Consider the following 13,589-nt stretch of genomic DNA (forward strand, 5'->3'; position numbering starts at 1 on the left):
AAATATGACAGACGCTGAGTTGTGTGAACCTGCACAGATAGTACTAAGCGGGGACAGTCCCCAGGCCTGTTGCCAGGAACTACAACGGTACCGGCCAGGGGACAGTCCCCGCGACACCTTTCCTGCACAAATAAAATATGACAGACGCTGAGTTGTGTGAACCTGCACAGATAGTACTAAGCGGGGACAGTCCCCAGGCCTGTTGCCAGGAACTACAACGGTACCGGCCCAGGCCTGTTGCTTTCCGGGGGTTGAATAATTAGTGCGGGACTGTCCCCAGTCACACCAAAGGCGTAATCGCCGGCCTCACCATTTTGAACCCCCTGAACGGTCAACCCTTACAGGGTGGCCGGTGTCCGGCCTTTTAAAGAAGAATGTTCAGGGCTCAAACCCACGGATACTCCGGACATGACTATTTTTTCAGTATCTGCTTTACCTTTTCCAGAAGTTCAGTGAGATCAACCGACTTGACCACATAGTAGTCAGCAGCTATGGATTTCAGGTCATGCTGAAAACTGTCGTAAGCAGTGCACAGTATTACCGGCAGGTTCTGGTCCCTGGACCTGATTTCCTGCAAAATATCCAGGCCGGACTTGTCCTGGCCAAGCTTTATATCCAGTACAACCAGATCTGGATTTTCCTGGTCCAGCAGGGACAATATGGGCTCGCTGCCGTCTGAGGTGACCACATTGTAGCCGCTGCTTTCAAACTCTTCCTGGTAAAGCATGCGGATGTGCAGTTCATCGTCCACAACCAAAATCTTTTTACTCATATGAAACTCCTTTTGTTCAATACTCGTAGTGTGTTAACCTGGAAACCGTTTAAGGGAGTATTCTGGATCTTCAAAAGATGTTCAACACTCAAGCTTGCTGCCTGGTATCTGTTCAGCGCTTTGCATGTGGCACGGGGACTGGGTCCCCAGGCCTGGTGCCGGTAATCACCACCGAGTACCCCCTGACTGGTTAACGTTACACAGATACAGCTGCCTGCGTAAAATGATAGTGTATTAAATTTTTTCTAAAAATAAAAGGGTATAGACATGCAAATCCTCATTGAACCTGACAACAAAATGGTGCATATTGAAAGGTCAGGTAACGTAATCAATCTTTTGAAAAAGCTTGAACTAAGGCCTAACCAGGCCATTGTCATACGCGAAAATGAGCTTCTTACTCCTGACAGAATGCTGGACGAGGAGGATAAAATTGTTGTCAGAAAAATTGCTTCCCGAGGTTGATAAGTGAAATGCACCAGATGCAGAGCAACTGCGGCAGTGGCTTTGCCCAGCCACAATGCCGGTTTCTGCCCGGACTGTTTTCAGGTGTTTTTCTCCAGGCAGGTGCAAAAGGCCATCAAGGAAAAAGATCTTTTCCAGCCAGAGGACAAAATACTCATCGCCCTCAGCGGAGGCAAAGACTCGCTGTCCCTGGCCAGAGAACTGAAACTTCTGGGCTATGACACAGCCGGATTGTATATAGATCTGGCCATTCCGGATTCTTCTGTCAAGGCCGGGGAGCATGTGGGAAGGTTCTGCCGGGAATTGGGGATCAACCTGCATGTTCTTGATCTGCAAAAGGAAGGGTTGCCTATACCCGAGGTGCAGAAAAAGTTGCGCCGGCCGGTATGTTCGGTTTGCGGGCAAATCAAGAGATACTACTTCAACAGGTTCGCCCTGGACAACGGCTATAGCGTCCTGGCAACCGGACATAACCTGGATGATGAAGTTGCCAGGCTCTTTTCCAATGTTATGCGCTGGGACACGGCCTACCTGGGAGACCAGGGGCCGGCACTGCCGGCGCAAGAGGGCTTTGTGCGCAAGGTCAAGCCCCTTTACAGACTCAGCGAATTCGAAACCGCCAACTACAGTTTCCTGGCGGGTATAGATTACTGCTATGCCCCTTGCCCCTACAGCAGGGGGGCCAGTTTTACCTTTTACAAGTCCCTGCTGGACGAACTGGAGCACCAGCAGCCGGGACGCAAAATCAACTTTTATGAGGGCTTTTTGAATCGGGCAAGGCGGGCTTTTGCCCGTCAGGAAGACCTGGAAGGGCTGAAGCCGGAGCCATGTCCGGTATGCGGCTACCCCACCACCGGGGAGGTCTGCGGGGTATGCCGTCTTCGGGAGATCATGGGCGCAAAGGGATAGGGGGTGCTGCAGGTTGACTCTGTCTCAGGCCGCCTTTTCCCGGACATAGTTGATGAGCCCGCCTTTGGCCAGGATATCGGCCATGAACTCAGGAACTGGAAGGCTGTTTACAGTGTCCCCCGTGGTATGGTTGATAATCTTGCCCTCCAGGGCCTTTATTTCCAGTTCATCACCATCGCTTAGCCTGCTTATCTCATCGCCTACCTCCAGCAGGACCAGGCCCATGTTGAAGCCGTTGCGGTAAAATATGCGGGCGAAACTGTGGGCTACGACCACGGGAATCCCTGCGCCGAGTATGGCTATGGGGGCGTGCTCCCGGGAAGAGCCGCAGCCGAAATTCTTGCCTCCCAGCAGGATATCCCCCTTGTTTATCCGGCTGACCCAGTTTTCTTCCAGGCCGGCCATGCAGTTGCGGCCCAGTTCTTCCGGATCAGTGGTTACCAGGAACCTGGCCGGGATGATGGCGTCTGTATCTATATGATCTCCCACCTTGTGCGCTTTGCCTTTGAAATGCATAACTTTCCTCCTGCAGAATGATTAAACCCGCGCGGGGTGAATGATGCGCCCGGCTACAGCGGTGGACGCGGCCACGTAGGGCGAGCCCAGGTAGACTTTGCTTTCCAGGCTGCCCATGCGGCCCTTGAAGTTGCGGTTGGTGGTGGCCAGGCAGGTTTCTCCTGAGGCCAGAATACCCATGTGCCCGCCCAGGCAGGGACCACAGGTGGGAGGGCCTATTATGCCCCCGGCTTTTAAAAATATTTCCAGCAGGCCCTCTTCCAGGGCCTGGGCATATATTTTAGGAGTAGCCGGCAGGACGATAAAGCGAACGTTTTTGTCCACTTTACGATCCTTTAATATGTGTGCGGCCTGTCTGAGATCCGAGATGCGGCCGTTGGTGCACGATCCCAGAACCACCTGGTCCACTTTTATTTCTCCCAGGTCGTCCACCCCGGCTACATTGTCCGGCAGGTGCGGGCAGGCGATCTGTGGGGGCATGCCGCTGACCTGCATATCCACCTGCATGCAGTATCCGGCCTGCCCGTCAGGCTCAAGCAGATCGTCGCCCAGGCGGCCATGTTCCCGGCAGTAGTCCAGGGTGACCTGGTCCACGGGAAAGAGCCCGGCCTTGCCCCCGGCTTCAATGGCCATGTTGGCCATGGTCATTCTGGCTTCAGCGTCCAGCTCGGCCAGGGTATCACCGGCGAATTCCAGGGCCCGGTACAGGGCTCCATCCACCTTGATGCGTCCAATGAGATTCAGAATAAGGTCCTTGGAAGTAGTGAACTCATCCAGGCTTCCATTCATATTCACCCTGATGGTTTCCGGGATCTTGAACCATGTCTCCCCCAGGGCCATGGCTGCAGCGATATCGGTGCTGCCCATTCCAGTGGCGAAGGCCCCCAGGCCGCCGTAGGTGCAGGTGTGGCTGTCAGCCCCCACCACTACGTCCCCCGGTCCCACCAGTCCCAGTTCAGGCAGCAGGGCATGCTCTACACCCACGTTGCCGCCTTCGTAGTAGTGAGTAATGTTCATTTCCCGGGCGAAACGGCGTACTTTCTGCACCTGCTCGGCGGAGGCGATGTCCTTGTTGGGGGTGAAATGATCGCAGACCAGGGCTATTTTGTCTGCATCGAACACTCTGGGCGCCTGCATCTTGCGGAAAGAATCCACCGCCAGGGGGGCGGTGATGTCGTTGGCCAGGACCAGGCTTACCCGGCAGGGTATTATCTGCCCGGGCTTTTTTATCTCCTCTGGACTATGCTTTTGCAGAATCTTTTCAGCCAGATTTTTTCCCACGTCGCCTCTCCTTATCTATCTCGATTGTATATTGATCAGGGAATGTTGCGGCTCTGTTCCGCCTTGGGATCGGTTTCCTTCTTGGCCAGCCGGTTCAGGGCGTTTATATAGGCCTTGGCGCTGGCGACAATAACATCAGGGTCGGCCGCTCTGCCCACCGAAGTGACACTGTTTTCTTCCAGCTTCACCGTGACTTCTCCCTGGGCATCAGTACCGCCGGTAATGGCGTTTACAGAATAGCGAAGCAGAGTGGGGTTGCGCTTCACCAGGCGGTCGATGGTGTTGAAGACCGCGTCAATGGCTCCCACCCCGAAATCGGAAAGCTGTTTTTCTTCGCCCAGCACTTCCATTTTCAGGGCTGCAGTGGGGATGGCCATGTTGCCGGAAATGGAGCTCAGGTAGATAAGTTTAAATTTGTCCGGGATGCGGTAGACCTCTTCCAGGACAATGGCCTCCACGTCCTCCATGTACAGCTTTTTCTTCTTGTCCGCCAGGGATTTGACCACCTCTGAAACCTGGGTCAGCTGTTCCCTGGTCAGGCGGTATCCCAGTTCTTCCAGCTTCTGGTTCAGGGCGTGCCTGCCGGAATGTTTGCCTATGACTATGTCGCTGCCGGCCTTGCCTATGCTGGCCGGGGTCATGATCTCGTAGGTCTCACGGTTCTTAAGCATCCCGGCCTGGTGAATGCCGGACTCGTGGGCAAAGGCATTGCCGCCGATAATGGGCTTGTAGGGCGGTATGGGCTGACCTATGATCATGGACAGAAGCCGACAGGATGGATATATCTGCTCGGTTTTTATACCTGTTTCCAGGTTGTAGAAACCCTTGCGTACGTTCAGGGCCATGACCAGTTCTTCCAGGGCCGCGTTGCCGGCACGCTCTCCGATGCCGCTCAGGGTTACTTCCGCCTGCCTGGCCCCGGCCTTGCAGGCGGCCAGGGTGTTGGCCACCCCCAGCCCCAGGTCGTTGTGGCAGTGCACGCTGAATATGGCCCGTTCACTTTCTTTTACGTTGGTCAGAAGGTAGTCGATGAGTTCTGCATATTCCTGGGGCTGGGCATAACCTACGGTGTCCGGGATATTTATGACTCCGGCTCCGGCGTCTATGGCGGTCTGAACCACCTGCACCAGGAACCCTGGATCGGAGCGGGAGGCATCCTCGGCCGAAAATTCCACGCTGGGACAGAGACTCCTGGCGTAGGTCACCGCCTCGTGAGCGATTTCCATGATCTGTTCCCTGGTTTTGTCCAACTTGTATTTCATGTGAATATCCGAAGTGGCCAGGAAGGTATGCAGTCTTGGCTGGGCAGCGTGCCTCACTGCTTTCCAGGCCTTGTCCATGTCCTCCTTGACCGCACGGCAGAGGCCGGCCACCTGGCAGTCCTTCACTGTGGCTGCAATTTCGGAGACGGCCTCCTGGTCCCCGGCACTGGCAGCGGGGAACCCGGCCTCTATGACGTCCACTCCCAGGCGTTCGAGCTGTCTGGCCAGACGTATCTTTTCCCCGGCGTTCATGGTGGCCCCGGGTGACTGTTCTCCGTCGCGCAAAGTGGTATCAAAAATATAGATTCTATCAGACATATCCATCTCCTGGCTGGTTTTTAAGAAAACCTGCTGTATTTAAATTAATCCGGCGCAAAAGTCCATGAGCAACAACCTGGGATGCACCTGATCCGACAGTACGCATTGCTCTAAATGTGATTTCAGGCCGGATGCGGTAATTATCCCTCAAGGATTGATTATCAGAAGAAAAGATTTTTACGGGAACTCCTTGCGGGGTTCCCGTAGATGAGCGGGCTTGCGCAGGGGCAGATAAAGATAAGTATAAAGTATACCGGAAATTATATAGGTCATGAAGACTATGAAAATAATCAGCTTGGGTTCCGAGGCCACCAGGACAAAAAGCATGATGGCGGTTACAGTGGAGGAAAAAGGGTGCAGGCGGACCATTTCCAGTTCCTTGAAGGAAGCATACTTGACCTTGCTGATCATGAGCAGGCTGAGGATAAAGGCCAGGGCCATGGTAAAGGTCGGCAGTACGTGGATGAGGACCACCTCGGGCAGATAGGTGCTGAACAGGATGAGTGCAGCCAGGGTACAGGCGGCGGCCGGAATGGGCAGGCCCACGAAAAATTTCTTGGGCAGGTTTTTGGTCTGCAGGTTGAACCTGGCCAGACGCAGGGCTCCGCAGGCCATGAACAGAAAAGGCACTACAAGGCCCACCTGGCCGAAGTTGTGTGTCTGCCACAAGTAGATGGTGACAGCCGGGCATACTCCGAATGAAACCAGGTCCGAGAGGGAGTCGAACTGGATGCCGAAATCCGAGGCGGATTTGGTGAGCCTGGCGATTTTGCCGTCCAGCCCGTCAAATATGCAGGCAGCCAGTATGGCCAGTGCACTTTGCTCAAAACGGCCTTCAATGGCCCAGAGTATCCCCAGAAACCCTGCGAAAAGGGCCGCAGTGGTCAGAAGGTTGGGCAGGATGTAAAAACCTTTATGTTTGGGTCCGGATGTATTCTGAGTCATGTGCTTCCAGGCGCTGAATCGTTTTTGCGGGCGATTATGCTTTGTCCGGCAATGGTTTTGTCGCCCACGCTTACTGTACTAACATACCCCTGCGGCAGATAAAGGTCAACCCTGGATCCCAGTTTTATCAGACCGAATCTCTGTCCCCTGGACAATTTGTCTCCTGTTTCAGCATAACACACGATCCTTCTGGCCAGAAGTCCGGCTATCTGAACCATGGTCCAGGTCCGGCTTTCTTCATCCTCAAATTGCAGGGCGCATCTTTCATTGTCCAGCGAGGCCTTGTCCAGGGAGGCGTTGACAAATTTTCCGGGATGGTAGCTTATGGCCCGGACCGTACCTGTCAGGGGAAATCTGTTAACATGGACGTTGAAGACGTTCATGAAGATGCATATGGCTGTTCTTTCTTCCCTGGTAAAAGGATCCAGCATGGTCTCAACCTTGACCACCCTGCCGTCTGCAGGGGCCACTGCAACACCAGGTGCATCCGGGGTCACCCTTTCCGGGTCCCGGAAGAAATTTAGAGCGAAAAAAAAGGCCACAAGGCCGATTATTGAAGCTATGGCCCAGCCAAGCAGGGAGAAGACCAGGGTGGCCAGCACAGTCAGGGAGATGATGTTCAGCCCTTCGGGGCGGATATGAAAGTGAGTTTTTTGCATGTCAGTGACTTACTCCTGAAACCTTGCCTGTCACGCCTCTGGCGTGATGAAATTTCCTTCATTTCACTGGGGTCATAAAAAACAAGAAAATTCTCACGCAAAGACGCTAAGACGCTAAGTACGCAAAGTCAAAGACGCGAAGCAGGTGTATTGTCCAAAACCGGGATAAGGTTTTGGATAAGGCTGCCTTCCTTTGCGATCTTGGCGCCTTTGCGTGAAAAAAATGGGTTGCGGGCATGGCCCGCGTTAGATTTTTTCGGGTTTAAAGTCCGTATTCCTCTGCTTTAATGGTTCTTTGCAGGTGCAGGGTCCGGTCTTCCATTTCCGGGCCGTGCTCAAAACCGGCCAGGTGCTCAATCCCGTGGGCCAGGAGCCGGACAAAGTGCTCAAACACCGGTTGGCCATACAGGGTGGACTCGCGTTTTACAGCCTGGGCGCTGATAAAGACTTCTCCCAGAAATCCGTTTTCATGCCTGGATTCTTCCTCAAAGGCCAGGACATTCGTGGGGCCGGGACAGGAAAGAAAGTCCATGTTCAGGCGCTGCATGCGGAGATCATCGGTGATTATCAGGTTTACCGACGAGGCCGGGTAACCCAGAGTTTCCAGAATCCTTCGGATCATGTCCCGGACTTCTCTGCGGCCAAGGCACAGGACCGGAAAAAGAGGAGTACTGAATTCCACTGTTATTTTCAACATCCTGCTCCCTCCGGGCGCAGTGGATGTGCCTTACTCTTCATGTCCGGGCTTTCCGCCTTTTTCCTTTTTTTCGGAGCGGGCCTGGTCAAAGCGTTCATAGGCCTTGATTATTCTGGCTACCAGGCTGTGGCGGATAACGTCGTGTTCATTGAAGTAGATAAACTTGATGCCTTCCTCTCCCTTGAGCACATCCCGGGACTGAATGAGCCCGGATACAGCAGCCCCGGGCAGATCCACCTGGGTGATGTCCCCGGTTATGACCGCCTTGGAACCAAGCCCCATTCGGGTAAGAAACATCTTCATCTGTTCCGGGGTTGTGTTCTGGGCCTCATCCAGGATTATAAATGACTCGTTCAGGGTTCGCCCGCGCATGAAGGCCAGGGGGGCTACCTCGATCATTCCGCTCTCCAGAAGTTCCTGGACCTTGTTGAATTCCAGCATGTCGTGCAGGGCATCATACAGGGGACGCAGGTAGGGATTGACCTTTTCCAGCATATCCCCGGGGAGAAATCCCAGCTTTTCCCCGGCTTCCACTGCCGGCCTGGCCAGGATGATTCTCTTGACCACCCTCTGCATGAGGTAGGATATGGCCACAGCCACGGCCAGGTAGGTCTTGCCGGTGCCGGCCGGGCCTATCCCGAAAACCAGGTCTTTTTCCTTTATGGATTGCAGATAGGCCCTCTGGGTGGAACTTCTGGGGGCAATGGTCTTCTTGCTGGAAACAACAAAGACTTCCTTCTTGAATATTCTTTTCAGATCAGCCTTTATATCCTGCCTGAGGATCCTTAGAGCCGCCTCCACATCCTCGGGGTAGACCTTGTAGCCGGATTCAATAAGGGCGTAGAGCTGGAGGAGGCTGCTTCTGGCCAGTTCCAGGTCGCCCTGGTCCTTTGCTGTCAGAGTTATGGAACCCCCGCGGCTTTCTATCTGCACCCCGGCCTGCTGATGAATTGTCTCCAGGTTGCGTCCCTGGGGGCCGCACAGTTCCTGAACGTAGGCGGAATTGCTGAATTGCAGCTGATCTGTTTTGTTTTCAGGCATTTTGTTTCCAGTTTTGTTTTATCAGGTAATATTATCTGCCCTGCCGGGCAAAACCAGATTTTTTGTATCTGTTCAGCGCTTTGCATGTGGCACGGGGACTGGCTCTTCCCTCACTTATTTTAATAAACCTGTCGTAACCATGCAGGGGGTCCTCGGTGGTGATTACTGGCACAAGGCCAGGGGACTGTCCCCCGCTATGTAATGATTATGCAGCTTCACAAAATTTTGCGTCAGTACTTTGTGTTTTTGTGCAGTAAAAGTGTCGCGGGGCCTGTCCCCCTGGCCGGCACCTGCTCCCCTGAATGGTTACTTTTTTATGTTGAGCACTGAGGCATCATGGGGTATGAACCCTGAGACACGCTTGATGCTGTCATTGCCTGACAGCCTCTATTATACTTTATTATTATTAAACACAAGCCGGGACAATGGCTTGTGGGTTCCCGGGAACAAACATAACTGCAAGCCGGTTTTTTTATAAAGTGAGTTTTTCCAAGAATTATCCCTGAACCAAAGGGCTCTTTTCGTTATGTATCAGACTAACCTGGCGTTTTTTGTTTTACTGGCGGGCATCCTCTTAAGCGCCGGTTTTTCCTGGGCTTCAGATGAACCCTGGGAGCTTGAGGCGGATCAAATGTACGCAGACCAGGACAAAAACCTGGTGGAAGCTTTCGGCAATGTCCGTATGTGGCGTATGGACGATTATGTTCAGGCCGATTACGCCAGGCTGTATACTGATACCAGCTGGATATACTTAAAGGGGAATATCCAGGCCAGGTTTGAAGGGGACTACATCCAGGGCCGGGAGGCGGAACTGGATCTGCAGAATCATGTGGGCTGGATAGTAGACGGCAGGTTATTCCTGTCCGAGGACAATGTCTATTTATCAGGGAAAAGACTGGAGAAAACCGGCCCTCATACCTATACCTACCAGGAAGGGGTTATGACTTCCTGCGATGAACGGCCCGCCCCTTGGTCCATCAAGTCCAGCCGGGGTAAAGTAACCGTGGAGGGTCATGCCAGGATATGGCATCCCAGATTCCGGGTTCTGGACAGGCCGGTTCTTTACTCCCCGTACATGATCGCCCCGGTGAGAACCAAACGCCAGAGCGGCTTTTTGCTCCCGAGTATCAGCCAGGGCTCGGAATACGGAATGAATATAAATCTCCCATACTACTACGTCATAGACGACCACAGGGACATGACCTTTTACGCCAATTACTACACAGACCGGGGCTTTATGCCCGGACTGGAGTACCGCCATACACCCAGACTGCACCGGAAAGGCCTTTGGAGGGCTGACTGGCTACGGGACAAAGAAGTGCATGACCAAGGCGATGAGCCCCGCAGGTTTGAGGATGACGGCCTTTTCAGGCCCAACCGGGACCGTTACTGGATAAGGGGCAAGTACGATCATTACGATCCGGCGACACAGTGGACCTTCCGCCTGGATGTGGACTATGTTTCGGACCAGAACTACCTGAGGGAGTTCAGCACCGGCCATTCAGGATACTATGCCAGCCGGGACGAGTTCCAGGACGAGTTCGGCCGGGACATCCAGGAACGCGACCGCCTGCTCAGAAACAATATATTCAGGGCCAACCGCAACTGGGACAGGCTGGGCTTCAATACCAGGCTGGTGTACACCGACAACCTGGAATACAAAAACAGCAACAAGCCCTCCCGAAAAAATCCTACGGTTCAGAGACTGCCGGAAGTCAGCCTGGATCTATACCGCACCCGCCTGGGCAACTCGCCCTTTGAGCTGGAATCCGCCAACCAGGGTGTCTATTTCTGGAGAGAGTTTGGAACAACTGCGGCCAGACTGGATTTGCATCCCAGGCTGACTATGCCCATGCGATCCGGATTCGGCAGGATTATTCCCAGTGCCGGGTGGAGGCAGACCGGTTATTTTATCGACACTTTTCAGGACGACCCGGAAGAACGGGACAGCGAGAGTCGGTTTCAAGCCAGGGGAATTTACGATATCAATATCCGGGCTGATACCGAACTTATGCGTGTTTTTGATACCGGTCCGGGACTTGATCCGGACATAGCCCAGGTGGGGGACTCAGCCTGGACCGGGGTAAGGCATGCCCTGATCCCGAAACTGGAGTTCGACTACATTCCGGACAAGAATCAGGACAAGTATCCGGCCTTTGATTCCACGGATCGTATAGCAGCCAGGGAAGAGCTTACATACAGCCTTAGGAACCTTCTCACCCGCAGGCAGGAACGGGTCCAGGATGCAGCAGGGGGTGCTGATGTAGGGCTGGATTACCGTGACTTTTTACGGGTGGAACTGGAGCAGTCTTACGATTTTCGGGAAGCAAGGCGCAGTCAGCAGCGCCGGGAGTACAGCCGCAGGCCGTTTTCGGATCTCATGTCTGAAATCAGTTTCAGCCCGAATGAGTACGTTACCCTGGGCAACAAGACCTGGTATTCGTTTTATGAAAACATGATCACAGAACATGAGCATACCCTGAGCCTGACCTGGCCGGGTAAGGCCAGAACCTGGTTCAGCCTGGATTTTTTAAATGAAATCCAGGAGTACGATAGAAAAATCGACCAAAAGGTAAACATCCTGGAAGTAGGCCTGGACCTGGAATACCTGCGCAGATGGAGGTTTGAGACCTCCATGAAAAGGGACCTGGAATCTTCCTCCAGCCTGGAGAACAGGCTTGTGGCCGAGTACCGGCACCAGTGCTACAGTTATGTTTTCGAGTACAGGCAAACGGATTATGATCACAGTTTTTCTTTTCGAATCAACCTGTTGAACCTGGGATCATGGGGGCTTTAGCAGTGAGCAGGATAATAATTCTACCTGCCGGGCTGCAGAACCAGATCGCAGCCGGTGAGGTGGTGGAAAGGCCCTCCAGCGTAGTCAAGGAGCTTTTGGAAAACAGCCTGGATGCCGGGGCCCAAAGCATACACGTACACCTGGAGGAGGGAGGCCTGGCTCTGGTGGAAGTGGTTGACGACGGGTACGGCATGCAATACCAGGACATGACACTGGCAGTCCACAGGCATGCCACCAGCAAGATTGCCAGCATGCAGGACCTTGCAGCGGTGCAAAGTTTCGGATTCAGGGGAGAAGCCCTGCCAAGCATCGCTTCCGTGTCCAGACTGCGCCTGTCTTCCCGCCCCAAAGGACAGGACGAGGGGAATTTCCTGGAGATTTTATACGGGAATCACCTGGATCATGGACCTGAAGCCATGAACCCGGGTACCAGGGTCAGGGTTCAGAACCTGCTGGCCAACCTCCCGGCCAGGCTGAAGTTTTTAAAAACCAGGGGTACTGAGGGTAAAAGGTGTTCGGAAATCTTCATCCGGCTGGCTTTGACCAACCTGGAGGTGGACCTGGAACTGTTTTCCGACGGTCGTAACCTGTATCGTTTTTTCAGGGATGAGACCCTGCGCGACAGGCTCTCCCGGGTATGGCCGGAGCAGATCTGCAGGGACTTGAGGGACGTGGAGCTGGATCAGGGGGATTTCAGGGTGCATGGGCTGACCTCAATGCCTGAAAACGCTCAGGCCAGAGGCGAGCGCATGCTCTTTTACGTCAATAACCGCGCTGTGAGAGATAAAATACTCATTTCAGCCCTGAAACAGGCCTACAAGGGCAGGCTTCTTTCACGGGAGTATCCCCAGGCGGTCATTTTTCTGGATCTCCCCCCGGCAGAGGTGGATGTGAATGTACATCCGGCCAAGTCTGAGGTGAGATTCAGAAATGAAAAACATATTTTTTCCCTGGTTTCCAGGGCCGTTGCCCGATCTCTGGAGCAGAATCATTTCGCCGTGCCCGATAAACCTCCTGAAGATAAGGGCCTGGATATGGACCCGGAAATAAACCTGGATACAACTTACAGGACAGGTCCAAGGGAAGCCCGCCCAGAGATGCCGGTTTTCCAGGAGGATTTTCGCCACGAAATCGCCCCGGACTATGGGGACAGCTCCCCCCGGAAGATGCCCGCCCCGGTGCATGTTCCTGGTCCGGGGCTCTCTTATCTGGGACAGATAGAAAACAGTTACCTGGTTTTTATGAAGGATACAGGCAGAATGCTAGTCATAGACCAGCACGGGGCTCATGAAAGGATAGTATTCGAGGATCTCAAGCAGGAAAACAGGAAGGTGCAGACCAGGCTGCTGGCTATACCTGTACATGTGGCACTGCACCAGGCAGAGAGAAGCCTCCTGGAAGAAATCTGGTCAAAGCTGGGGGGACTGGGTTTTGTGCTGGAGCTTCAGGATGAAAAGACCTTGCTGGTAAAGGGGTTGCCGGATTTCATGTCCTCCGGCCAGGGCCTGGAAGCCCTGCGCAGCATGCTGCAGGATAAAGTCCGGGACATGGATAATATCCTTATAGCCCTGGCCTGCAAAAGCGCGGTCAAGTCCAACCGTCCCTTGACCCGGGACGAGGCCCTGGGGCTGGCTCACCAGCTCATGCAGTGCAAGGAGATGAATTTCTGCCCCCACGGCCGGCCCATCTGTATGGATCTTGGCAGCAGGGAGTTGGAGAGGCTGTTTAAACGTAGATAGTTTCAGGATTTAATCAGTGATTTACTCCTCTAAAGCGGGCCATGCCCGCAACCTAATAAAGAAAAGTTTCTTGTTTTTTATGACAGGGTTTCAGGAGTAAGCCACTAACAGAGTACAGATAACTGATAACTGGATTGCGGGCAGAGCCCGCGTTAAAATTAACTGGAGCAGTTATGCGGATATTGATAGTC

General features: G+C 53.6%; 12 protein-coding genes. 4 read left to right on the forward strand and 8 right to left on the reverse strand.

Translation table 11 applies throughout. The features are described 5' to 3' along the window. Window positions 1-412: 412 nt before the first annotated feature. Window positions 413-772 (reverse strand): response regulator, encoded by a 360-nt coding sequence (locus tag QZP87_RS01900; protein WP_291321229.1) that lies wholly within the window; start codon window positions 770-772, stop codon window positions 413-415. 267 nt (window positions 773-1,039) lie between these two features. On the opposite strand from QZP87_RS01900, the gene QZP87_RS01905 reads away from it, so the two are divergent. After that, window positions 1,040-1,234, forward strand: coding sequence for a hypothetical protein (locus tag QZP87_RS01905; protein WP_291321230.1), 195 nt, complete (start codon window positions 1,040-1,042; stop codon window positions 1,232-1,234). A 3-nt stretch (window positions 1,235-1,237) separates the two neighbouring features. Then, the gene (locus tag QZP87_RS01910; protein WP_291321231.1) at window positions 1,238-2,143 is read left to right on the forward strand and encodes an ATP-binding protein; all 906 of its coding nucleotides are present in this window, start codon (window positions 1,238-1,240) and stop codon (window positions 2,141-2,143) included. Window positions 2,144-2,167: 24 nt separating this feature from the next. Here QZP87_RS01910 and QZP87_RS01915 read toward each other — a convergent pair whose 3' ends face one another. The 7 genes from QZP87_RS01915 to QZP87_RS01945 all read right to left on the reverse strand — a co-directional run bounded on the left by QZP87_RS01915 (window position 2,168) and on the right by QZP87_RS01945 (window position 8,862). Next, window positions 2,168-2,659, reverse strand: a complete 492-nt coding sequence (locus QZP87_RS01915) for a 3-isopropylmalate dehydratase small subunit (protein ID WP_291321232.1) — start codon at window positions 2,657-2,659, stop codon at window positions 2,168-2,170. Window positions 2,660-2,680: 21 nt separating this feature from the next. Continuing rightward, on the reverse strand, window positions 2,681-3,940 hold the full coding sequence (gene leuC / locus QZP87_RS01920; protein ID WP_291321233.1) for a 3-isopropylmalate dehydratase large subunit: 1,260 nt from the start codon (window positions 3,938-3,940) through the stop codon (window positions 2,681-2,683). Window positions 3,941-3,975: 35 nt separating this feature from the next. Continuing rightward, a complete protein-coding gene (locus QZP87_RS01925) occupies window positions 3,976-5,526 on the reverse strand; it encodes a 2-isopropylmalate synthase (RefSeq protein WP_291321234.1) in 1,551 nt (516 codons plus the stop codon). Between the two features lie 171 nt (window positions 5,527-5,697). After that, complete coding sequence (gene pssA / locus QZP87_RS01930) at window positions 5,698-6,465, reverse strand: CDP-diacylglycerol--serine O-phosphatidyltransferase (protein WP_291321235.1); 768 nt, start codon at window positions 6,463-6,465, stop codon at window positions 5,698-5,700. Further along, window positions 6,462-7,124, reverse strand: coding sequence for a phosphatidylserine decarboxylase family protein (locus tag QZP87_RS01935; RefSeq protein ID WP_291321236.1), 663 nt, complete (start codon window positions 7,122-7,124; stop codon window positions 6,462-6,464). The genes pssA and QZP87_RS01935 overlap by 4 nt, the downstream gene beginning before the upstream one ends. A gap of 262 nt (window positions 7,125-7,386) precedes the next feature. Beyond that, entirely contained in the window at window positions 7,387-7,821 is a 435-nt protein-coding gene (ybeY, locus tag QZP87_RS01940; RefSeq protein WP_291321237.1) for an rRNA maturation RNase YbeY, read from the reverse strand. 30 nt (window positions 7,822-7,851) lie between these two features. Continuing rightward, a complete protein-coding gene (locus QZP87_RS01945) occupies window positions 7,852-8,862 on the reverse strand; it encodes a PhoH family protein (protein WP_291321238.1) in 1,011 nt (336 codons plus the stop codon). A gap of 526 nt (window positions 8,863-9,388) precedes the next feature. Between QZP87_RS01945 and lptD the strand changes: the two genes are divergently transcribed. Both lptD and mutL read left to right on the forward strand, forming a co-directional pair. Then, the gene (gene lptD / locus QZP87_RS01950) at window positions 9,389-11,659 is read left to right on the forward strand and encodes an LPS assembly protein LptD (RefSeq protein WP_291321239.1); all 2,271 of its coding nucleotides are present in this window, start codon (window positions 9,389-9,391) and stop codon (window positions 11,657-11,659) included. Window positions 11,660-11,661: 2 nt separating this feature from the next. Next, a complete protein-coding gene (mutL, locus tag QZP87_RS01955; protein WP_291321240.1) occupies window positions 11,662-13,398 on the forward strand; it encodes a DNA mismatch repair endonuclease MutL in 1,737 nt (578 codons plus the stop codon). Window positions 13,399-13,589 lie beyond the last annotated feature (191 nt).

The sequence above is a fragment of the Desulfonatronospira sp. genome (genome assembly GCA_003563255.1).
Taxonomy (GTDB): domain Bacteria; phylum Desulfobacterota; class Desulfovibrionia; order Desulfovibrionales; family Desulfonatronovibrionaceae; genus Desulfonatronospira.

Bases quoted from the DNA above. Each gene is read 5' to 3' on its own strand.
- QZP87_RS01900 (WP_291321229.1), bottom strand. From the start codon at position 772: ATGAGTAAAAAGATTTTGGTTGTGGACGATGAACTGCACATCCGCATG.
- QZP87_RS01905 (WP_291321230.1), top strand. From the start codon at position 1,040: ATGCAAATCCTCATTGAACCTGACAACAAAATGGTGCATATTGAAAGG.
- QZP87_RS01915 (WP_291321232.1), bottom strand. From the start codon at position 2,659: ATGCATTTCAAAGGCAAAGCGCACAAGGTGGGAGATCATATAGATACA.
- QZP87_RS01925 (WP_291321234.1), bottom strand. From the start codon at position 5,526: ATGGATATGTCTGATAGAATCTATATTTTTGATACCACTTTGCGCGAC.
- pssA (WP_291321235.1), bottom strand. From the start codon at position 6,465: ATGACTCAGAATACATCCGGACCCAAACATAAAGGTTTTTACATCCTG.
- QZP87_RS01935 (WP_291321236.1), bottom strand. From the start codon at position 7,124: ATGCAAAAAACTCACTTTCATATCCGCCCCGAAGGGCTGAACATCATC.
- ybeY (WP_291321237.1), bottom strand. From the start codon at position 7,821: ATGTTGAAAATAACAGTGGAATTCAGTACTCCTCTTTTTCCGGTCCTG.
- QZP87_RS01945 (WP_291321238.1), bottom strand. From the start codon at position 8,862: ATGCCTGAAAACAAAACAGATCAGCTGCAATTCAGCAATTCCGCCTAC.
- lptD (WP_291321239.1), top strand. From the start codon at position 9,389: ATGTATCAGACTAACCTGGCGTTTTTTGTTTTACTGGCGGGCATCCTC.